A 21087-nucleotide genomic window follows, 5' to 3' on the forward strand; every position below is an offset into this window, starting at 1 on the left:
ATTTCAATCGTTTTTCTTTTTATCCCAAAAGATATAACCGAGAGAAATATGATGCGACCATCCTAATTGCGGATGTGTATGCATCGAATAATCGAGATGGAATTTATTCCCTTTAAAACCTACGCCGAAATGATTAGTCTGAGGTTTTGAATTTATTCCGGTGCGAACGAAAAATCTTTTCACAATCTCATATTCCAGTCCCACTCTAAGCGTCATTGGATATGCGGTTATTTTCTCAACTTCAACATTCAATTCAACGGTTTTTGAAGGTTTATATAGAAATCCCGCCCGCAAAGAGGTATCAACAGTTTCACGAGAGGCGTCTGAATAAGAGGACTGCGTAACGTTGTACATATGCGCGCCAAAATAGAGTTTTGAAGATATTGTGACAATTCCTCCAAATTCAAAAACAAGCGCTTTTTTACTAAAAATGATAGCGGAAGAATGCACAGCTGTCTGCAGATAGTTGAGTTTTAATCCAAGACTAAATCTCCCGATCCTGTGTCCGGCGCCCGTTCCTAACGATATCTGATTAAAGACCTTATCACCAAAACGCTGAATTGTAAAACCTATACCCAAATCATCAGTTACCGGCATTGCGGCACCGATACCCAAAGTATTGATTCCATCAAAATTATAATGAGAACTATATGTAGAGAAAATCGCAGGTGTTTTTATTCCACCCAATCCTGCAACATTATTGCCAATTGCGTAATAATCAAAACGTGCAACGGTGGCATTTGCCAGGCCCCAGGTTCTTGCGCCGACGGGAAACGGAGACCCGTCGGCGAAGCTCTTGGATGATATGACCAGAAAGATAACGAAAGATCGAAGGAAGTTTTTCTGTCGAGATAAATGTCCAGATTGCTCTTTCATTTAACCGCCAGTATGTTTTATTTCAAAATTTTAACTCACGATGTGAATTTGCGTTTGACAATCGCCAGCAAAGCCTGAACCGCTTCACCATTTACATCCCAGGCATATTTCGAGGCGTAACGATGCCAGATCAGGTTTTCAGCTTCTTCGTAACTTTTCACAAGGTCCAGCTCATAAATTGCCTTATCAAAATGCTCGGCATTTTTACTGAAAAGCTGATTGACAAACATAAAACGTTGTCCCAAAGGAATAGAACCTGCAATGTTTTCAACTTTTACCTGAACATTTCCATAACGATTTTCCTCAGCAGCTTTTGGCATGTCAACTTTGAACCTGTTGTTCAGCGTTTCTTTTTCCGTCGAATTTGTTTTTGAGACAATTTCTGAAAGAATGGCTAATCCGGGTTCAGCACGCTGAGGAACGGACGGCGCAGTTGGAATTGACACCGGCTTTTTAGCATCGATCTCTGAAAATGCCGAATCAAAGAAAGATTTCGGCTCATTTTTACCTGTTGCCTGCGACGCAAAACCTGCTGTCGGGGTTACAGGAAGCAACTCAGAGGATTCCAAAGTTAGCACTTCCGAAAACTGGCTGACAAACGGTGTTACATCGTCCATCAACTCAGAATTATTTTTTATTTCATATAACCAACCGATAACCTGCGTCATATAGACAGAATCGGAACCACTGTCTTCAAGCCTCTGCGATAATGCCTGGGCAATCCCATTATGAATTTGGGTATATTTGATCAACTGCTGGGCCTTTTCCGCTGTAAAAGTTGACTCCGGCATCGCTCTGAGCTTTTCTTCAAAATAGCTTTCAGGCGTATACAAAAGTGTAATCGTATCTTTCACCGATTCAATAAAAAGCGGTTCCAGATCGTTGCGTTTGACGGCGATATGCTGCGATACCGTATTCATAAAATTTTGAAGCGACGTTTTTACTTCTTCGTTTTCAAAATCAAAATATATGCTTCGAAAAGCCAAGGCTGAATTTTTCCATTGGTCAAACAGACGGTTCAGGATACCAAGATTTACCTGACGAACGGGTGTAAGTTTAAGTAATTCAGGACCTTTTATAACAGCTTGGTTACGATACGCTTCATTCAGGACGGTAGCCGTAAATCGCGCTGCATATTGGTTGAGTGCATTTGTGTTCAAACTATTCGGCATAACGAATAAGAGCTTTGTAACAAGAGTGTTTAAAAAATGTGTTTGTTTTGTAAAGATAATTAAAAAATGGCTGTTCAGGCAGTCGAGTATAGATTCACTTATTTCACGGCTATCATGTTCATTGAGCCTTCTCATACAAGAAACCACCAATATCCTCGTGCCGGATGGATTGAGGTTATCTGCGGATCCATGTTCTCCGGTAAAACCGAAGAATTAATTCGCAGACTCACCCGCGCCAAAATTGCCCGCCAAAAAATAAAGATATTCAAACCTGCTTTGGATAAACGCTATCATGTTGAGAACATTGTTTCGCACAACGAGAATTCGATTGAAGCTATTCCGGTAAATTCATCTTCTGAAATTATTTTACTATCTGAAAACGCCGAGGTTATCGGGCTGGATGAAGCACAATTTTTCGATGAATCAATCATGTCTGTATGTGATGCGCTGGCAAATTCAGGAAAGCGCGTGATCATTGCCGGCCTTGATATGGATTATTTGGGTAAACCTTTCGGTTACATGCCGCAACTGATGGCCCTTGCAGAATATGTCACAAAAGTGCACGCGATATGTATGGTTTGCGGAGAAGTTGCTTCCCACTCCTACCGACTTTCTGCTTCCAACGAAAAGGTACTTTTAGGAGAAACCGATCTTTACGAAGCAAGATGCCGAAGGTGTTTTAATCTGGGAGAGGAGGCATACGATCAGCCTTGTTAAAAAAATGTTTTCAGTCTGGCAAAGCAAATAAAACGAACCGATGAAAATCAAACTTACACTTTTAATTTCATTGTTGTTCAATATTGTCTTCCTGTTCACCTGCACCTATATTTTCCGGGACAAGCTGGTTCAAAAGTTCGTATCCATGAAAGGTGATTCAAAAATCGTTATGTTCGGAAACTCTCTGACTGCACAGGGCAAATGGGTTGAATTATTGAGAAGAACAGATGTGCTCAACAGCGGTTTTCCGGGACTATGTACCTATCATTTTTTAGGTCTGTTACAGACAAATGTCATCGACAGACATCCTGAAATTTGTTTCGTTGAAGCGGGGATCAACGATATCACCGTGGGTGTGTCGCAAGAAAAGATTCAAAAAAACTATCAGGCTATTTTGGAGACGCTTTTGAAAAATAATATAATACCCGTTGTCACGCTAACTTTATTCGAGCAAAACGATCCCGACAGTAAAGCAGAAGTAATAAAATTAAATGATTTTCTGATCAGGTATTGTCAGCAAAAGAAAATAGATTATCTGGATTTAAATCAATACTTATCAGATTCCAGGGGTCTCAAAAATGAATTTGCAGTCGACAAGACACATTTAAATAAAGAAGCATACCAAATTTGGGCAAGAGAAATTGCTCAGGTGCTGGCGAAGAAAAGCATTTGAAAAGTTTTATTAAGATTTTATTTAGCAAAGGATAAGTAGCTCAAAAGCCATTCGTGTAAATCACACAAAAAATGGGGCACCTTCATCAAGAAAGTGCCCCGTTTTATATTTTCAAAAAATCTATCAACAACTAAGCGTTGATCTGATTCATCACTTCTGTTTGTTTACGGATCGACTCCATGTGAACCAGCTTGAAAAGTTCGTCAACAAGGGCCGGGTAAAGATTTAAACTTTTTCCCCATGCCGCACGTGTATCCAATACCTCACGGAAACGGTCTACCTGATAAGCCGCAACGTTGTTATCACGTTTGTACTCAGCAAGTTTTTCAACCAATGACATCCGGTTTGCAAGATTTTCAAGCAATTCACGGTCAAGATTATCGATTTTACCACGAACCACTTCCAGTTGAGACTGGTAGTCTGTTGGGTAAGATTCCTTGCGCACGTGAAGTTCATGCAACATTTCCGCCAAAGCAGGAGGAGTCAATTGCTGAGAAGCATCAGACCATGCCTTATCCGGGTCACGGTGAGATTCAATGATCAAGCCGTCGTAGTTTAAGTCAAGCGCACGCTGTGCAATTTCAAACAACAATGAACGCTTTCCAGCCATGTGGCTAGGATCACCGATCACTGGAAGTTCAGGGAACAAAGTTTTCAGTTCGATCGCAATATTCCACATCGGAGAGTTACGATATTTTGTTTCCTGCGCATTAGAGAAACCACGGTGAATAGCACCCAGTTTCTTAACGCCTGCCTGGTTCAAACGTTCCAGAGCACCGATCCACAACTGAAGATCCGGATTTACAGGATTTTTTACAAGAACAGGAACGTCAACACCTCTCAGTGCTTCTGCCAATTCCTGAACATTGAATGGATTTACCGTAGTACGGGCACCTACCCAAAGAATGTCTACACCATATTTCAATGCCAATTCTATATGCTGAGGGTTTGCAACCTCAATAGCAACAGGTAATCCAGTTTCTTTTTTCGCAGCCTGCAACCATGGCAAAGCCGCTTCGCCCATCCCTTCAAAACTTCCCGGACGAGTTCTTGGCTTCCATATTCCGGCACGAAGTACGTGTGCAAATCCTTCTTTCTTGATCTGGCTTGCGGTTTCCAACATTTGTTCCTCGGTCTCTGCACTGCAAGGTCCGGCGATTACCAAAGGTTTCCCTTCAGTATTAATCCAACTACTTAGCGGAAGGATATCTAGAGAAGCATTCATATTCAAAAACTTGTCCTTAATAAAACAATAAGATAACTATAATATTTCGACTTGGTATTATGCGTATTTAACGGATTGCCGTACATTTGGTGCTCCAAAAGCAAGCGGCACAATGTTTGTATTACTTTTGTCCAATTAGGTTTACTAAAAACCATGCGGAAACCCACTTATGATAAACTTTAAAAATGGCTTACGCGTCACAAAAAGATCAAATACCTGTATTTTTTGAAGACACTTCGATTGCATTTGCTTCAAAATCCAATGCTCAACTCAGGAAAACATACTGGCTATTCAGCTTAATGAATCAAGCTCGGATGGTAAATTTAGGCACTTTTTTTATAAAGATCGCTCTAAAGCTTCACTTACCTATAAAAAATCTTATTCGGGCCACCATTTTCGAACAATTCTGTGGCGGTGAGACGATTAGTGACTGCCAGCATACGATTTCTACATTGGCCAATTCTGGCGTCGGAACGATACTGGATTACTCTGTTGAGGGAGAAGACGATGAAAAAAGTTTTGATTCAACGGCAGACGAGATATTACGGACAATTCAAAAAGCTTCTGAGTCGAAAACCATTCCCTTCTCGGTTTTTAAGGTGACCGGAATTGCTTCTACGGATCTTCTGGAAAAAGTACAGCGCAAAGACGAATTGTCAGAATCAGAAACCGCAGCCTATGTACGTGTAAAACAACGTCTTGAAAAACTTTGTTCGCTTGCAAATAAACTCAATGTCCGCATTTTCGTCGATGCCGAAGAAAGCTGGGTTCAGGGCGTTATTGATGATCTGGCGTATGAAATGATGGAAAAGTACAACAAGGAAGGAGCCATTGTTTATAATACGTATCAGTTTTACAGACACGAAACGCTGGCAGCTTTGAAAAGCGCCTACCTGACGGCAAGACAAAGAGGATATGTTTTAGGTGGTAAACTTGTTCGCGGTGCATACATGGAAAAGGAACGTATTCGCGCGCGTGAGCAGGAGTATTTTAATCCGATTCATACTTCAAAAGAGGCTACAGACAAAGATTACAATGCTTCCATTGACTTTTGTCTTGAAAATGTGGAGCATATATCAATTTGTCTTGGAACGCATAATGAGTACAGCTCTCAATACTGTACTTGCAAGATGAAAAAGCTTGGCATAAAAAATGACGACAACCGTATCTGGTTTGCCCAACTTTTAGGGATGAGTGACAATATTTCTTACAACCTTGCAAAAGTTGGATACAACGTTGCGAAGTACGTTCCTTATGGCCCTATTGATGCGGTAATGCCGTATTTGATTCGCCGTGCGGAAGAAAACACTTCCATTGCAGGCCAAAGCAGCAGAGAATACCTTCTGGTAAAAAGTGAAATGCAGAGAAGAGGATTGAGTTCTTTGTAAGGAACTTCATACTTTTGCATTCGCATCGATATTAATTGTAATAATTCCGGAATGAATCAAACAAAAAATCCTAGTCGGTATCTATTGTTCAGTGTTTTATTAATTGTAGTGGATCAAGTGTCAAAACTTTTGGTCTATAAATATATGCAACCAGGTTTTTCGGGACAGATCCCGCTGATAGGAAACTGGCTGAAACTGCATTATGTACTGAACCCCGGCATGGCTTTTGGCATGCAGCTTGGTCATGAATATGGAAAATTATTTTTGACCTTGTTTCGTCTTCTGGCCATGTGTGCTATCGGATGGTATCTTGTCCATTTAGCGCGCAGTGGTGCTTCAAGCGGGTTGTTATGGGCTCTTTCCATGATTCTTGCAGGTGCGGTAGGAAATGTTATTGACAGTACGTTTTACGGCGTATTTCTCGACAACGCTCCTTATGGCTCACCAACGCCCTGGTTTCACGGTCAGGTTATTGATATGATTTTTGTAGATTTCTGGGAAGGATTTATTCCGGAGTGGGTTCCTCTTTGGGGCGGGCAGTATTATTCCACTCCTATCTTTAATATTGCTGATTCGTGCATATTCGTAGGGGTTTGCAGTATTTTAATCTTCCAGGGGCATTTTTACAATCTCGAAGATGATACACATCAGACAGCGCATAAAACCGACGATTCCATAGATCCTGATAATAATCCTGAACCACATTTACCAATTGATACTGAACTGACGGTTCCGGCGCAGATAACACCACAACATCAATCAGATAATCCGGAAGATGTTACTGTATCCAACACACGCAGAGAAAGCGATTTACAAGATACTTCTCCACCACACATTGAACCTCTTGATACGGATCTCCGGAAGGAGGAAAACAAAAAAGAGAGCCTTTAAGCTCTCTTTTTTGTTTTATCAGTAACGATATTTTTTTCTGCCTGAAAAATTATTCATCCTTCTCCAACGGCATAAAATCTTTGAATGCCTTTTTGATTGCAGCGTCTATTTTCTTTTCATCATAACCAGCTGCCTTTTTGTTTTCCCAGTTTGCGTCAAGTTCTAATGCTACCAAACCGCTAAGATTCATCAGTGCTTTAAATTCATCCAGCTTACGAACAAAATCCGGGGAACGCCTGGCTGATTTTTGCGCGTATTCTCTCGCAAAAACATCACCCTTATTCTGCAGTTCGTTCTTCTTTTGCATTACATAATTAAAGCGGTCTAACAAGCCATTAGTCGATTTACCGATAACTTCAGTCGCTTCCAGCGTTCCGAGCGTCGCAACTGTTGTTCCGCCCAATGTTGTGATATATCCTCTTGTATCCTGATTTGTTTTGGCAATTACCGGCGCAAGTCCAGTTGTCGCTCCAAGAGACGCATTAATCAATGACCGGCTCCTCTTTCCTTTCTTAGCTCTTCCATAGGCTTTTTTCAGCTCGCCTTCCTTTTCTTTCATCTGTTCCAGCAAACTCCAGGCATTAATCAATCCACCACGGTAGAGCCCATAAACGTATGCATCACGCTCAGCCTCGTTTACGGTGTTCTCAATCAGAAATCTCAAAGTTCTTTCCTTTTTATTCTGTGCCTTGTCCAACACATAAAATGTAACGTTGAAGGCAAGTGAATCGAAAGGATCTTTTACAAAATCATAACCAGGTTCCCAGATAAACTCATAACTCGTCGGAGCATTTTTAACAAGAGCGGAAGACGGAACATTTTTATTTTCTGACACAAAACCAAACTCCGCGATATCATCATCACCATTTGGATCTGATAGTGTAAATTTCAAATTGATACGATTGTTTTCTTTGCTTCGGACCAGTTGATTCTGCGGTACAATTTTAAAATCAGGCTCTAAATCCATCTGTGTCACTTCAAGCTTCAAGCGACCTTTTGTGCGGGCTTTTGAAGGCTGATCTTCCACATAAAATTCAATATATCTCGGCCCTCTTTTTAATAAATTAAACTGTGTTATGGAAGGATCCCAAATAATTTCACCTCCCGCTGTCATTTTCATTGTTTCCGGCATACCATCCAAAACAGGTATAAACACAACCGGGTCCCCATCCAGATCACGAATAGAGTTCATATCAATCTGATATGTATTTTGGGTTTTGTATTGAACGTAAAAGGGTTTCAATTCATCCACTTCCGGCGCACGGTTCACATGCATGATTTTGAAAGCGACTTGCTGAGAAACCGCTTCGCCCGCCTGATTGGTTGCTTCAAAAACAACTGGCCAAAGTTTAACTGTGTTAATACGATCCGCCATTTCGTAAGTTGGCGTCCATACAAAATGGCCCAGGGAATCAAATTTCATATCTTTTCTATACCCGCTCAGAATACTGTAACGAATAGAATCGTTCTTCCCTCCTTTGACCTGTAAATGAAAGTTTATCTCCTTGCCTTCCTCCAAAGTGTTCCACTCGGCATCCTGTGGAAAAACCAGTTGGAATGACGAACCGCCTCCGCTATTCTGTGCATTATCTTGTGCTACAACCGGATAAGTAGAAAACGCAGCCAACGAGAGTATGAGAAAGTAAAGGATATTTTTAAAAACCATAATTGCAGAAATATAATTTATTTTATGAGCTTAGGGATGTAGATTCCATAACGCAAAATTAACAAATCCTGTATGCTTAACGTTCTGAATACTTATGTTTTTTTAAAAGGGTGTTTTTTAGGTATTCTTCTTTGTATCCGTTTTGTATTTTTTGAATACGATCAAAAATGATAGTTTTATTCCCTCAGACTAAACAGAATTAAAAAAGTAAAGCCTGTTAAAACAAATACCGGGGAACAATCCATATAAGACTATTCCCCGGTAGCAAAAATTTTAAAAACCTCTAAAAACTATTTCTTTTTAGGAGTAGTCGCAGGCGTTGTTGCAGCTGGCTTAGTAGCCGCAGGTGTTGCCGTAGTTGTCGCTGGTTTAGCAGCAGGAGCAGCAGCTTCTACTTTGTCAGGATCAACTCCTAATTTTCTTAGGATCAAATTCGTTGCATTGTTTTCTTCAGAAGCAGCGAACAAAATGATAGGTGTTGTTCCTTGTCCTGCATCCATATTCAGGATATAAAGGAATCCATTTTCTTTACCTACATCCTGTATTGCCGTGTTAACTTTCGTCAAAATTGGCTCAAGCAACTGCTGTTGTTTGGTTTGCAAAGACTGCTGTGCATTGGTTTGCATTTCCTGAATACGAGTCTGTAAGTTTTGCAACTCTTTTTCTTTGTCAGCGCGGATCACGTCAGTCATCTGAGCTCCGTTTTTCTGATAAGCCTCGTATTTTTCCTGCGCTTCTTTATAGGTTTCGCCAATCGCTTTGTCAAGCTGTGCTTTTGTTACTTCAATCTGGTTTTGCATTACTTTGCTCTCAGGCAGTTTGCTGATCACGTAGTCTACATTGGTATATCCAATTTTAGTAAGACCGCTTGCAGCAGGAGTTGTTTGTGCTAAAAGAGGCGTACTAAGCATGGCCATTGCGACCATAAACACTATTAATTTTTGTTTCATTGTTTTGTTACTATTTAAGTTTATTGGTTGTACTTTTTTGTTTAGGGGAGCTCTCTTTTGGCGCTACCGTGGATTCTTCTTTCACTGTCTTTTCCTTCGCAATACCTTTTGCAGGCTGGGCGTCAATTCCCAATTCCTCCATAATGTAGTCAGAATAATCATGCTTGGGATTTGAATAAATCATACCGACATCGCTGGATTTGTCAAACATAAAGTCAAGCCTTTTTTGCATACAAATCTTTGAAACTGCCCTTTGCACTTTTTCCATCACCGGTTTCATCAGCTCCTTCTTTTTCTGGAAAAGTAAACCTTCCATGCCAAATATCTTACTGTTGTATTCTCTTGCTTCCAGCTCTTTTTCTTTGATCTCAGACTGGCGTTTTCTTTTCAGATCATCCGTCAGCAAAACTTCTTCGGCCATATAAGCACGCTGCATTCTGCTAACCTCTGCAAACTTGTCCTGAATTTCCTTGGCCCACTTTTCAGAAAACTTTTTCATTTCCGTTTGTGCCTGCTGATATTCGGGCATTTTACTGGTAATATACTCCATATCGGTATAACCGAATTTCTGAGCCATCCCCTGTCCAATCGAAAGAACGGACAAAACTAGTAAAATTATAATGTTCTTCATGCCAAGCCGCTAATAATTTAAACAGTTTTAACGAAAAGGGATCGATAATATTATCTGATCTGCTGACCGATTGTAAAGTGGAATTGCGCACCACTTTTCTGCGTTGATCCTTGAATAGTATCAAATCCGTAACCCCAGTCGATACCTAACAGACCGAAAGCAGGCATAAAGATACGGGCACCCACACCAGCAGATCTTTTCAGATCAAAAGGATTAAATTCTTTATAATCTCCCCAGTTATTACCTCCTTCTGCAAAACCAAGGATGAAAATTGTCGCCTGTGGATTTAGTGAAACGGGATAACGAAGCTCCATTACGTATTTGTTATAAACAATACCTCCACCTGACGCTGGAAAACCATTTGAAGTTAACGGACCAACTTTCTGATCCTCATAACCACGAAGACCGATAATATCCTGGTCAGCCAGCGAGAACGAGCCTTGTCCCGCCAAACCTGAACCACCGACAATAAAACGTCCGAACTTACTATAATCAAGTTTTTTGTTATATCTACCTAAATACCCCATGTGCGTTCTTGCGCTCAGTACCAATTTACCGGTAATGGTAGCATAATACGTCGCGTCAAACATCCATTTGTGGTATTCTACCCAGCGGTATGTATCGCTGATATCCTTGTAATCATTCTTGCGAAGTGCAGAATACGGAGGCGTCAAGGTCATACTTAAAGAAATATTCGACCCGCTTCTCGGGAATTGGAAATCACTCAATGTATTTCTTGAAATCGTTGTATTGAATGACACGTTGTTCGAAACCCCGTTGTTATAACCGATTCGGAAGATATCCAAACTGTCCAGACGATAACGCTGATATGACAAAGAGTGCGTCAAAACAAGGTTACGATCCGGCTCTTTCAGACGGCGCCCCAGAGAGAATGTAATACCCGTATTATAATAACCTCCGCGGTAACTTACATTTCCATTTCCGCCAGATGAATAAATACTGTTAAAATTGGCTACCCGATAAACCGTGTGCTGCAAAGAAACACCAAAGTTGATTGGTTTTTTCCCTCCAAGCCATGGCTCACTAAACGACATCGAATAGGTTTGGTATTGTTTACCATTTGCCTGAAAACGAAGCGATAATTTCTGTCCGTCACCTGATGGAAGTGGTCTCCAAGTTTCTCTGTTAGGAATGTTACGCAACGAGAAGTTATTGAAAACAAGACCCAGCGTACCTACAAAACCAATATATCCACCCCAACCTCCGGAAAGTTCGATCTGATCAGACGGTTTTTCTTCCACATTCCATTCGATATCCACTGTTCCATCCTGAGGATTTGGAATCGGGTTTGGAGCAATTTTTTCAGGGTTGAAATAACCCATCTGAGATAACTGACGCTGCGTGTTGATAATCTCTGTTTTACTGAATTTCTGACCAGGCAAAGTGAAAAGTTCACGCAAAACTACACGGTCACTCGTTTTAGTATTACCATTCAGAATAATGCGGTTAATCGTTGCCTGCTTACCTTCGAACATTCGAAGTTCAATATCAATGGAATCACCTTCTACAGCTTTTTCAGTTTGCTCGATACGGAAATATAAATAACCGTCATCCATGTATATTGAGCTGATATCATTACCCGGAATCCCGTTAATTTTCTTGTCAAGTTCTTCCGGATTGTAAACATCGCCTTTGTTGATACCTAACTTTTCTCCAAGTGCTTTTGAAGGATATAAATAGTTACCTGTCCAGGTAATATTCCGGTAATAATATTTTTTACCTTCATCAATCTTCATATTAATGCTGATTGTTTCTCCGTTACTTTTAATCGTATCGAATTCAATCGTTGCATCGCGGTATCCGTTTTTACGGTAGTAAGCGATAAGTTTTTCCTTATCCTCGTCGTATTTTTTAGGAATATATTTTGAAGGATTAAACAAACGACCAATACGTTTCTGTTTGGTTCCCTTCATTTTGCGTTTCAGGGTTGTACTGCTGATATCCGTATTTCCCTCAATATTAATCTTTTCAATTTTAACCTTACTTCCTTTATTGATTGTAAAGTTAAGCGTTGCCTGTCCACGCGTAGAATCAGGAATTTGCACCACCTTGACCTTGGTGTTGTAAAAACCTTTGTCCATATAATATTTTTTGATAACAAGCTGCGTATTTTTAATAACCGTAGGTGTAATCACACGCCCCTTGATCAGCTTCACTTTATCGTTCAGTGTCTCTCTTTCTCCTTTACGAACTCCTGAAAAAGATACTTTATAAAGTCTCGGGCGTTCCTTGATATGAATATTCAGCCAGATTTTTTCGCCTTCTACTTTGGTTGCCGCAATTTCCACGTCATCCAAAGTACCAAAATCCATCATTCTTTTGATCGAAGAAGGAATTGCAGGACCCGGAACGCGGATTTTATCACCAGGTTTTAATCCTGAGATAGAAACCATAGAATTAGGATCCAGAAACTGCGTTCCTGAAACCGTTACTTCTGCAATAGTATATTCTTTTGGATTGGCAGGATCGATCCCCAAATTGGCTGATGATGGAATAGGTTTTGCGTTACTTCCTAATCCTATTTTTTGCGCCTCAACCGAAAAACACCAGCATAACAATAACCCTGTTAATGCCCAATTCCTCTGTACGAATGTTTTAATAAAGTTTCTCACCAGGTTCATATAATTCTACTTAGCTCCATTCGCTTTTACTTGTTCACCGGTTTTACCAAAACGTCGCTCCGTTTTCTGGTATGCCAAAATTGCCTGATAAAGATGATCCTTGCGGAAATCGGGCCAAAAAAGGTCTTCATAAAAATACAACTCCGCATATGCGAGCTGCCACAACAGGAAATTACTTATCCGGTGGTCGCCACCAGTCCGTAACATCAGATCCACTTCCGGCCTGTCTTCTGTGGAAAGATTTTTATTCAACAAAGTTTCGTTGATGTCTTCCGGCTTAATATTTCCGTTTTGTACTTCCGCCGCGATTTTTCTTGTCGCCTGCAAAATGTCCCATTTTCCACTGTAACCCAGTGCGAGAATAAGGTTAAGCCCTGTATTTTGACGGGTAGCTTCGATCGCTTCGGCAAGTTGATTCTGACAACTCCCCGGCAAGCTTGCCATATCACCAATGGTATCCAAACGCACATTGTTTTTCTGCATGGTTGGAAGCTCATTTCGGATAGACTGTACCAGTAATTCCATTAAAGCGCGAACTTCAAACTGAGGACGAGCCCAGTTTTCCGTTGAAAATGCGTAAAGCGTCAGATAGGAAACTCCGAGCTCTGCGCAACCTTCGGTAACCTCTCTTACTGCCTTTATCGCGTTACGATGACCGAAAACACGTGCGGCTCCCTGGTTCTGTGCCCACCGGCCGTTACCATCCATGATAACGGCTATGTGCTTCGGCAGATTGCCCGAATCAATGAGTTCTTTCATTATATCTGAACTCTTTTAACCTTTTTTAACAAAAACAAACGAACCATTATACGCCGATCTTATAAATTCTATTTGATGTTTTTTCAAATTCGACGTGCATTGTATCCTATCTGCTCCCTTCCGGTACGCAGATTCTCACACGATTGTGTCGAAAAATATTAATATTCAACAACAAAATTTTCAGTTAAGAACATAAATATACTGATAAACAGCACATTAAAGCAATAACTCAAACGTCGGATTTTAACAAGGGCGCAATTTAGGAATAAGTAGGCCGTCTTCAAAATCAATATTTAAACAGCTCACCCGGTTGCAAGGTTATTAATTATCAAGAAGATGGCGAATTACTTCACCGTAAGTACTTCCGCTTTGCAGTTGGGATACCTTCTTATCCCGCATGACAACGACGTATTTGCCATTAAAATGTTTCTGAATTTCCTTGATGTGATGCGAATTGACAATGCCTGCCCGGCTGATGCGCAGATAATGAGCAGGCAGTTTTTCTTCCAGCGAAGTCAATGTGTAGTTGAGGAGATATTTTTGCCCGTCCAGGGTATTCAGGAAAACATACTTTTCCTCAGCCTCGAAATGTGTAATCTCCGTAAGCGGAATAAGCAAAATTTTGTCACCCGATTTAACCGATAAGGAAAATATTTCCTTTTTAGGTTTCATCTCTTCCAGCAGACGTAAAAGATTGTCGGAATAAGGATTATGGCTTTCTCCGGTTTTGAAACCTGCATGAAGAATGTTCCTGATCTTTTCGATTGTTTTTAAAAGGCGATCATTTTCAACCGGCTTCAATAAATAATCAACCGAATTTTCCTCAAAAGCCCTGATCGCATACTGGTCGTAAGCAGTTGAAAATACGACCAGTGGCATTTTGGTTAATTTTGATAACATTTCAAAACCATTCAAAAGAGGCATTTCAATATCCAGAAAGATCACATCCGGATTGTGTTTATCAATTTCCAGCAAACCTTCTGCACCGTTTTTTGCTTCGGCCACAATGACAAAAGTATCCTCGTGTTTTACAAGCAATCGTTTAAGCCGACTTAGTGCCAAAGGCTCGTCGTCGATCAAAATTGTTTTAAGAGGGAAATTCATTTTCTAGTAATATTTCGTAACAAAACGATGTGTGGAATTAACAATTATTTTACATGCTGAACCCTAAATTCCGGTCTGTTCAGTGTGCTCTGCGGCTTTTTCGATAACAGCTTTCAAGATTGAAATATTGACTGATTTGCCAGGTTCGTTATGCAGTTCAAGTTTGGCGTCGTCAGCATATAAGAGTTTTAGCTTTTCCTGAATGCTGCGTATTCCGTACCCTGCTCCCATGGTATCGGCAAACAACGGGCCATTGTCATGAACACAAAGATGCAGCCAACCCTCCTCCTCATATATTTTCACAACGATTTTTCCCTGATCCGCCAGTTTTGCGATTCCGTGTTTAATCGCATTTTCAACAATAGGTTGCAAAATAAATTTCGGTACCTGAAGATTTTTCAGTTCGGGATTTGTCACTGCTACTTCAAATTGCAACCTGTCTCCAAATCGTACCTTTTCAACTTGCAGATACGTTTGTACCATTTCCAGTTCATTGTCGATCGTGTCAAAATAATCCCGGTTTTTCCGACCCGTGGTATAGCGGAAAAGTTTGGATAACAGCAGCGTCATTTCCTCGGCTCTGTCAGGATCCTCATGCACGAGGCTGGCGATACTGTTGAGCGCATTATATAAAAAGTGAGGATTAATCCTCGCTTGCAATGCGTCCAGCTCAGCACGGGTTTTCATCTTTTCAAGGTTCAGGAGCTGAAATTCCTGATCTGATATTTTCCGGGACAACTGGCTTCCCTGCCGGGCGATATAATAAAACACATTTGCAACAATAATGGGCCCAATCGTATACCAATACCAGGCGCTATTCTGAGCAACTTCCATTGGATATTGAATACTCAGTGCTCCAAATATCTTATGTCCAATACCATAATACATCCCGGCCGATAACCCCAAATAGCTACACAAAATAATTAAACTAAGTGTCAGATGGCGCAGAAAAATTTTCTCCGTCATTGTATCAAGCCAACCACCCATGTGCTGAACGATCAGGACAGTAAATATGCCGCCAATAATATTTTGAGCGATGATATACTGGTTGAGCTGAACACGTACAGGATCCGAAGTATATGCGATTTCTAGCGTGAAATATAAAATCGCGCTTGTTCCGTATAACATCAGTGCGCCAATGATCACCGCAACGAGCGTTCCGACCCAACTCTGGCTCTGGATCATACCGATCAGTTTCAAATCCTGCCAGTTAAAAGATTTGCCTTGGGAAGAAAAACTGAAATTTGCACCTTCAATTTGCGCACCGGTCATGTCAGTGTCTGTCAGACTGCTGAAACTCATATCAGCGTTCCTTAGGTCGGCATTTCGAAACGTGGCTTTTTCAAGTGTGGAAAAACGAATTTTCGCGTTACGCAAATTCGATCCGTCAAAATTTATTCCTTCCAGACTGGAAAAGCTAAAATCAGCTCCTTCCAGATCCATATTACTAAAATCTCTTCCTTCAAGCGAAGTGCCCGTCATCCGCAAAGGCTTTTTTTTGTCTTCCATAAATGATTACCAACGCTCGGTCAAAATTAATTTACTTAGAAAGCATCTGTCGTTTTTCCATTATCAGAAAATACATATAATAAAAAACTTCATAGCTGATACAATATGTCTTTGTTGACACAAATCTATCAGCCATGAAGCCCTTATGTTATTGAATTCCGACGAACTGCATTATAATGCAGCATGAACTTCGGAACTATGAAAATGAATGTATAATCAGAATGCTACAATTCTTCCAGGATTAAATCTTTCCAACGAACTTTGATACCGCCGCCTGAGTGAATCTGTAGCGCGATTGAGCCATTTGCAGCACCAATTTTTGCATCATCAAAATCAACCATTGCGTTTCCGTTTAACCAGGTTTGCACTTTTGGACCAACCACACGGATTCTCAATGTATTCCATTCGCCCATTTTAAGGAAGCCTTCTTTTTCGTCAGGAATTTTCACCAGCCATTCGCGGCCATAAGATTCGTAAACACCACCCGTATCATGATTCGGCGGCGCAACCTCAACCTGCCATCCGGCTACCTTTGTTCCTTCAACTGTTGACCGGAAAAATACGCCGCTGTTTCCGTTTGCCTCCTGCTTGAATTTCAGAGACAGGTCAAAATCTTTGTAAAATTTGTCCGTAGTCAGGTAGCCATATTCTTTATCAGGGCCACTTTCACAGATCAGCTCGCCTTTTTCGGCATACCATTTTTCAGTACCATTGATTTTCCAACCGGTTAAATCTTTACCGTTGAACAATTTTACCGTCTTCTTTTTAGTTACATTTCTGTCTTCCCGAATAACGAGAAAGGCAGAACTTGTGAACAGAATTACCGCACAGCATGCGGCCAAAAACTTAAACTTTAACATGTTGTCTTGGGGTTAGGATTAAAAAATTTCAGTTTAAAAATTCACCAAACTACATTTTCAATTAGTTTTACAAAAATTAAACCGATTCGAAGCTATGAAAAAAATCAACTTTATAGGGCGTTACATGGCAATTTTTTTGTCCGTTATCGTATTTACCAGCATCGTAACATGCTGCAAAGAAAATGATGAAGATATCGTTAAGCCGAAAACAATCACGGATGTTATCATGCAAAACAGCGAGTTTTCAACGCTTAGCGAAATAATTCTTGGACTAGATATGGGTGATGCGTTAAGAACTGAAAATCTTACACTTTTCGCTCCTAATAACGCGGCATTTGTAGCATCAGGAGTAACAAGTTCGGCAGTTTTAGCTCTTAAGGCCGACTCTGCCAGAGCTTTTGTTTTCAGACATTTGCTTGGTGCAAACTATCAATATACATCACTCCCAATGGGTATTAATAAAAGCTTTGACAGCCGTTATACTATAACGATTAGAAAGAGCCCAACTTCCGACTCTACCGTATATTTCAACAATAATCAAAGCATTAACATCATCACAAAAAATGTCAATGCAGATAACGGGACCATTCAGGTCGTGAACAAGCCACTGGCAACGATAAAATAAATTTTGTTCTGTTAAAAAAGTAAATAGCCTTATGTCGATGACACAAGGCTATTTACTTTTTTAACAATTCGATTTTTAGAACTGTTCTGTATGTGCGAAAAAGAAGTTTCCTTCAATTTGAGCGTTTTCATCAGAATCAGAACCATGAATTGCGTTGGCTTCAATTGATTTTGCAAACAATTTACGGATCGTTCCATCCTCAGCATTTGCAGGATTGGTTGCACCGATCAAAGTACGGAAATCCGCCACAGCATTTTCTTTTTCAAGAATCATCGGAACGATGGGTCCTGACGACATGTATGCACATAAATCGTTATAAAAAGGTCTTTCTTTATGTACTGCATAAAATTCTCCCGCACGCTCCGGAGTCAATTGCGTTTTCTTCAAAGCTACCACGCGGAATCCGGCAGCTTCAATCATTTTGATAATTGCACCCGAATTTCCGTCTAATACGGCATCAGGTTTGATCATCGTGAAGGTTTTATTGGTTGACATACAGTTTGCTATAATTTATTTGGATGCAAAACTACAATTTTCATTTTATATAGCCATCAATTCTGCCGGGAACCTCGTTTCATCCTAAAAACATTGATCGCAGAATAAGCCTTTCGTACCCAACATTAAACAAATCCCAACAGTTTTGTTAATTTTGTCATCTAAATGCCCGGTCCAAATTTTCTTTTTGAATTAAATAACTGTGAATCAAACCATTGAAGAGCTTGTCGCTTTTCTGTCTACTCCTCAAAAAATCGTCATCACGATGCATAGGGATCCTGACGCTGACGCGTTGGGTTCTTCGCTTGGGTGGGGAAGTTATTTATCCAGAAAAGGCCATTCTGTCACTGTTATCAGCCCAACCGATTATGCCGCAAATCTTCGCTGGCTTCCCGGAATGAGCGAGGTAATGGTGTATGAAAAATCTGGTGAGATGGGAAAAGCAAAAAGAAAAATTGACGAAGCTACGCTAATTTGCTGTCTTGATTTTTCCGCATTGTCCCGTTTAAAAGATCTTGGAAAAGTTGTTCAGGAGGCGAAGGCTCCAAAATTAATGATTGATCATCATTTAGAGCCTGAACATTTTGCAAAATGGATGATCTGGGATACCGGCGCAGCCGCAACAGCTCAGCTCGTTTATGCGTTAATAAAGGAAATTGAAGGAGATGTCCCAACGACGGATATTTTTGATATTCCAATGGCAGAATGTCTTTATGCCGGCATTATGACGGATACAGGTTCTTTTCGACATGGAAATGTAACTTCTGCTGTGCATTTGGCTGTTGCCGATCTGATGCGTACGGGATTTGATTCAAGCAGAGTTCACAGATTAATTTATGATAATTCGCCACTTTCCCGATTACAGTTTTTGGGATATGTTTTGTCGCAGAAACTAACTGTATTGCCAGAATATCGTACTGCCTATATGGTACTTACCGAGGCGGAATTACAACGGTTCAATTCCAGCACCGGCGAAACAGAAGGCATCGTAAACTATGGTTTGCAAGTGGAAAATGTCGTGATGTCAGCTTTATTTATTGAAAGAAAAGGTGAGGTGAAAATATCTTTCCGATCAGTCGGTGAATTTTCTGTCAGGGATGTTTCCAGTACTTATTTCAATGGCGGCGGACACAGAAATGCTTCCGGCGGGAGAACTGAAACGTCGATCAATGAAACTGTTGAATTATTTTTATCCATTCTTCCAAAATATAAGGACGAACTTTTACAGGTTGACTAATCCTATTATAATATTCACATAAATATTTTTTAATTAATACATTCCAATGAATCTTAAAACAATCGGTTGTGTACTAGGCATAACTATTCTCGCAACAGCCTGCGACAAGTATAAGACAAAAGTGACTGATACGGGTTTGAAATATCAGATTTTTGAACACGACGACGAGGCACGTAAAGCAAAACTTGGTGATATTATGTCATTTCATCTGGTGCTTAAAAACGGAGCTGACTCGACACTTCGTGATACTTACAAGGAAAAGACGCCGGTGAAACTTGTTCTTCAGGCGCCTCCTTTCAAAGGAAGTTTCGAAGAAGGTTTGGCTATGCTTGCAACAGGCGACAGTGCTAAATTCTTCATCAATGCAGATACTTTGTTTGCAAAAATGATGCAGCCGTTGCCTCCGATGATTAAAAAAGGTTCAGAAATCACTTTTACTGTGAAGGTTTTGAGCGTTCTTACTTCTGAGGAATTCCAGAAACAACAGTCAGAAGCTGGCGTGAAACAAAAAGCAATCGACGAAAAAGTAATTCAGGAATATCTTACAAAAAATAACCTGACGGCAAAAGCACAACATACTGCATCAGGTCTTTATTATATCGACGATGTTGTTGGCACAGGTGAAAATCCATCACAAGGCGATAATGTGAAAGTTCACTACACCGGTAAACTTTTGGACGGAAAAGTATTTGACAGTTCGAAAACGCAAGGCAAACCAATCGATTTCCAGGTTGGTGTTGGTATGGTTATTCCAGGCTGGGAAGAAGGAATTATGTTGATGAAAAAAGGCGGAAAACGTACTTTGATCATTCCATCAGGATTGGCTTACGGTGTTGATGGTTCTCCGGGAGCGATTCCTGGCAACTCAGTGTTGTTGTTTGACGTTGAATTGTTAGACTTTACAAAAGGTGCTAAACCAGCTGCTGCTCCAACACCGGCACCAGCAAGATAATTTTAAAAAATAAATTAAAAAAACGGCTGCCTCTTCTGGATGTAGCCGTTTTTTGTTGATTATCAAAAACTTTACGGATTATGAAACTTTGTTTTGCAACCAATAACGCCCACAAATTAGAAGAGATTCAGGATCTGCTGGGCGATTCATTTTCATTGACAACACTTCGGGAAATTGGATGTGACGAAGAAATTCCGGAAACGCATGACACAATTCCTGAAAATTCTTTTGAGAAAGCTGAATACGTTTGGAAAAATTATCACATCAATTGTTTCGCAGATGATTCGGGACTTGAAGTGGACGCACTTGACGGAGAACCGGGTGTTCATTCAGCCTATTATGGCGGACCAGCGCGGGATGCAAATGCCAATATGGATATGCTTTTAAGAAATCTGGAAGGTAAAGAAAATTTGGCTGCACGATTTATCTGCGTAATTACGCTTGTGCTGGATGGAGAATTTCGTCAGTTTGAGGGGATTATCGAAGGTTCGATCTCGATGGAGAAAAGAGGAAATCATGGTTTTGGTTACAACCCTATTTTTATTCCGGAAGGCCATACCAGAACTTTTGCAGAAATGACAATGCAGGAAAAAAGCGAGTTAAGCCATAGAGGGCGAGCATTTGAAAAATTGAAACAGTATCTGCTAAATTTATAGATCTCTTGACCTGGAAGCGAAAAATCGTAAATTGAGAGTCTTATTTATAAGTCATTTCA

20 protein-coding genes are annotated in these 21087 nt (G+C 40.4%); 8 read left to right on the forward strand and 12 right to left on the reverse strand.

All coding sequences use genetic code 11. The features are described 5' to 3' along the window. Positions 1-3: 3 nt before the first annotated feature. Together AC1XUO_RS14280 and AC1XUO_RS14285 are read right to left on the reverse strand one after the other, a co-directional pair. Positions 4-876, reverse strand: a complete 873-nt coding sequence (locus tag AC1XUO_RS14280; protein WP_483330499.1) for a PorV/PorQ family protein — start codon at positions 874-876, stop codon at positions 4-6. Between the two features lie 35 nt (positions 877-911). After that, positions 912-2048, reverse strand: coding sequence for a hypothetical protein (locus AC1XUO_RS14285; protein ID WP_483330500.1), 1137 nt, complete (start codon positions 2046-2048; stop codon positions 912-914). Between the two features lie 114 nt (positions 2049-2162). On the opposite strand from AC1XUO_RS14285, the gene AC1XUO_RS14290 reads away from it, so the two are divergent. Together AC1XUO_RS14290 and AC1XUO_RS14295 are read left to right on the forward strand one after the other, a co-directional pair. Next, complete coding sequence (locus tag AC1XUO_RS14290) at positions 2163-2765, forward strand: thymidine kinase (protein ID WP_483330772.1); 603 nt, start codon at positions 2163-2165, stop codon at positions 2763-2765. A 40-nt stretch (positions 2766-2805) separates the two neighbouring features. Further along, complete coding sequence (locus AC1XUO_RS14295; RefSeq protein ID WP_483330501.1) at positions 2806-3438, forward strand: SGNH/GDSL hydrolase family protein; 633 nt, start codon at positions 2806-2808, stop codon at positions 3436-3438. Positions 3439-3568: 130 nt separating this feature from the next. Here AC1XUO_RS14295 and AC1XUO_RS14300 read toward each other — a convergent pair whose 3' ends face one another. Further along, positions 3569-4663, reverse strand: coding sequence for a chorismate mutase (locus tag AC1XUO_RS14300; protein WP_235151881.1), 1095 nt, complete (start codon positions 4661-4663; stop codon positions 3569-3571). Positions 4664-4848: 185 nt separating this feature from the next. Here AC1XUO_RS14300 and AC1XUO_RS14305 point away from each other — a divergent pair, with 185 nt between their 5' ends. Next, positions 4849-6051: a proline dehydrogenase family protein gene (locus AC1XUO_RS14305; protein WP_483330502.1), complete on the forward strand. Its 1203-nt coding sequence runs from the start codon at positions 4849-4851 to the stop codon at positions 6049-6051. Between the two features lie 51 nt (positions 6052-6102). Continuing rightward, the gene (locus AC1XUO_RS14310) at positions 6103-6942 is read left to right on the forward strand and encodes a lipoprotein signal peptidase (RefSeq protein ID WP_483330503.1); all 840 of its coding nucleotides are present in this window, start codon (positions 6103-6105) and stop codon (positions 6940-6942) included. A 49-nt stretch (positions 6943-6991) separates the two neighbouring features. Here the strand turns inward: AC1XUO_RS14310 and AC1XUO_RS14315 are convergent, their stop codons facing one another. The 8 genes from AC1XUO_RS14315 to AC1XUO_RS14350 all read right to left on the reverse strand — a co-directional run bounded on the left by AC1XUO_RS14315 (position 6992) and on the right by AC1XUO_RS14350 (position 17063). After that, entirely contained in the window at positions 6992-8608 is a 1617-nt protein-coding gene (locus tag AC1XUO_RS14315; protein ID WP_483330504.1) for a hypothetical protein, read from the reverse strand. 290 nt (positions 8609-8898) lie between these two features. Further along, positions 8899-9558, reverse strand: a complete 660-nt coding sequence (locus AC1XUO_RS14320) for an OmpH/Skp family outer membrane protein (protein ID WP_483330505.1) — start codon at positions 9556-9558, stop codon at positions 8899-8901. 10 nt (positions 9559-9568) lie between these two features. Beyond that, positions 9569-10189: an OmpH/Skp family outer membrane protein gene (locus AC1XUO_RS14325; RefSeq protein WP_483330506.1), complete on the reverse strand. Its 621-nt coding sequence runs from the start codon at positions 10187-10189 to the stop codon at positions 9569-9571. Positions 10190-10239: 50 nt separating this feature from the next. Next, a complete protein-coding gene (gene bamA / locus AC1XUO_RS14330; protein ID WP_483330507.1) occupies positions 10240-12831 on the reverse strand; it encodes an outer membrane protein assembly factor BamA in 2592 nt (863 codons plus the stop codon). A gap of 6 nt (positions 12832-12837) precedes the next feature. Then, complete coding sequence (locus AC1XUO_RS14335) at positions 12838-13590, reverse strand: isoprenyl transferase (RefSeq protein WP_483330508.1); 753 nt, start codon at positions 13588-13590, stop codon at positions 12838-12840. Between the two features lie 321 nt (positions 13591-13911). Continuing rightward, positions 13912-14694, reverse strand: a complete 783-nt coding sequence (locus tag AC1XUO_RS14340) for a LytR/AlgR family response regulator transcription factor (RefSeq protein WP_483330509.1) — start codon at positions 14692-14694, stop codon at positions 13912-13914. Between the two features lie 63 nt (positions 14695-14757). After that, entirely contained in the window at positions 14758-16203 is a 1446-nt protein-coding gene (locus AC1XUO_RS14345; RefSeq protein WP_483330510.1) for a histidine kinase, read from the reverse strand. 224 nt (positions 16204-16427) lie between these two features. Further along, the gene (locus tag AC1XUO_RS14350; protein ID WP_235151870.1) at positions 16428-17063 is read right to left on the reverse strand and encodes a 3-keto-disaccharide hydrolase; all 636 of its coding nucleotides are present in this window, start codon (positions 17061-17063) and stop codon (positions 16428-16430) included. A gap of 94 nt (positions 17064-17157) precedes the next feature. Here AC1XUO_RS14350 and AC1XUO_RS14355 point away from each other — a divergent pair, with 94 nt between their 5' ends. After that, the gene (locus tag AC1XUO_RS14355) at positions 17158-17688 is read left to right on the forward strand and encodes a fasciclin domain-containing protein (protein WP_483330511.1); all 531 of its coding nucleotides are present in this window, start codon (positions 17158-17160) and stop codon (positions 17686-17688) included. 75 nt (positions 17689-17763) lie between these two features. Here AC1XUO_RS14355 and AC1XUO_RS14360 read toward each other — a convergent pair whose 3' ends face one another. Beyond that, the gene (locus AC1XUO_RS14360) at positions 17764-18183 is read right to left on the reverse strand and encodes a nucleoside-diphosphate kinase (RefSeq protein WP_235151868.1); all 420 of its coding nucleotides are present in this window, start codon (positions 18181-18183) and stop codon (positions 17764-17766) included. 202 nt (positions 18184-18385) lie between these two features. On the opposite strand from AC1XUO_RS14360, the gene AC1XUO_RS14365 reads away from it, so the two are divergent. From AC1XUO_RS14365 to rdgB, 3 genes are all read left to right on the forward strand, one after another. Continuing rightward, positions 18386-19420, forward strand: coding sequence for a DHH family phosphoesterase (locus tag AC1XUO_RS14365; RefSeq protein WP_483330512.1), 1035 nt, complete (start codon positions 18386-18388; stop codon positions 19418-19420). A 46-nt stretch (positions 19421-19466) separates the two neighbouring features. After that, positions 19467-20372, forward strand: a complete 906-nt coding sequence (locus AC1XUO_RS14370) for an FKBP-type peptidyl-prolyl cis-trans isomerase (RefSeq protein WP_483330513.1) — start codon at positions 19467-19469, stop codon at positions 20370-20372. Positions 20373-20452: 80 nt separating this feature from the next. Next, positions 20453-21028 carry an RdgB/HAM1 family non-canonical purine NTP pyrophosphatase gene (rdgB, locus tag AC1XUO_RS14375; protein ID WP_483330514.1) on the forward strand — a complete coding sequence of 192 codons (576 nt, stop codon included), beginning with the start codon at positions 20453-20455 and terminating at the stop codon, positions 21026-21028. Positions 21029-21087: the final 59 nt, after the last annotated feature.

Source organism: Dyadobacter sp. HNCC25DJ186 (genome assembly GCF_056895235.1).

Coding starts and splice junctions, on each gene's coding strand:
- AC1XUO_RS14280 (WP_483330499.1), bottom strand. CDS start 876: ATGAAAGAGCAATCTGGACATTTATCTCGACAGAAAAACTTCCTTCGA.
- AC1XUO_RS14285 (WP_483330500.1), bottom strand. CDS start 2,048: ATGCCGAATAGTTTGAACACAAATGCACTCAACCAATATGCAGCGCGA.
- AC1XUO_RS14290 (WP_483330772.1), top strand. CDS start 2,163: ATGTTCATTGAGCCTTCTCATACAAGAAACCACCAATATCCTCGTGCC.
- AC1XUO_RS14295 (WP_483330501.1), top strand. CDS start 2,806: ATGAAAATCAAACTTACACTTTTAATTTCATTGTTGTTCAATATTGTC.
- AC1XUO_RS14300 (WP_235151881.1), bottom strand. CDS start 4,663: ATGAATGCTTCTCTAGATATCCTTCCGCTAAGTAGTTGGATTAATACT.
- AC1XUO_RS14305 (WP_483330502.1), top strand. CDS start 4,849: ATGGCTTACGCGTCACAAAAAGATCAAATACCTGTATTTTTTGAAGAC.
- AC1XUO_RS14310 (WP_483330503.1), top strand. CDS start 6,103: ATGAATCAAACAAAAAATCCTAGTCGGTATCTATTGTTCAGTGTTTTA.
- AC1XUO_RS14315 (WP_483330504.1), bottom strand. CDS start 8,608: ATGGTTTTTAAAAATATCCTTTACTTTCTCATACTCTCGTTGGCTGCG.
- AC1XUO_RS14320 (WP_483330505.1), bottom strand. CDS start 9,558: ATGAAACAAAAATTAATAGTGTTTATGGTCGCAATGGCCATGCTTAGT.
- AC1XUO_RS14325 (WP_483330506.1), bottom strand. CDS start 10,189: ATGAAGAACATTATAATTTTACTAGTTTTGTCCGTTCTTTCGATTGGA.
- bamA (WP_483330507.1), bottom strand. CDS start 12,831: ATGAACCTGGTGAGAAACTTTATTAAAACATTCGTACAGAGGAATTGG.
- AC1XUO_RS14335 (WP_483330508.1), bottom strand. CDS start 13,590: ATGAAAGAACTCATTGATTCGGGCAATCTGCCGAAGCACATAGCCGTT.
- AC1XUO_RS14340 (WP_483330509.1), bottom strand. CDS start 14,694: ATGAATTTCCCTCTTAAAACAATTTTGATCGACGACGAGCCTTTGGCA.
- AC1XUO_RS14345 (WP_483330510.1), bottom strand. CDS start 16,203: ATGGAAGACAAAAAAAAGCCTTTGCGGATGACGGGCACTTCGCTTGAA.
- AC1XUO_RS14350 (WP_235151870.1), bottom strand. CDS start 17,063: ATGTTAAAGTTTAAGTTTTTGGCCGCATGCTGTGCGGTAATTCTGTTC.
- AC1XUO_RS14355 (WP_483330511.1), top strand. CDS start 17,158: ATGAAAAAAATCAACTTTATAGGGCGTTACATGGCAATTTTTTTGTCC.
- AC1XUO_RS14360 (WP_235151868.1), bottom strand. CDS start 18,183: ATGTCAACCAATAAAACCTTCACGATGATCAAACCTGATGCCGTATTA.
- AC1XUO_RS14370 (WP_483330513.1), top strand. CDS start 19,467: ATGAATCTTAAAACAATCGGTTGTGTACTAGGCATAACTATTCTCGCA.
- rdgB (WP_483330514.1), top strand. CDS start 20,453: ATGAAACTTTGTTTTGCAACCAATAACGCCCACAAATTAGAAGAGATT.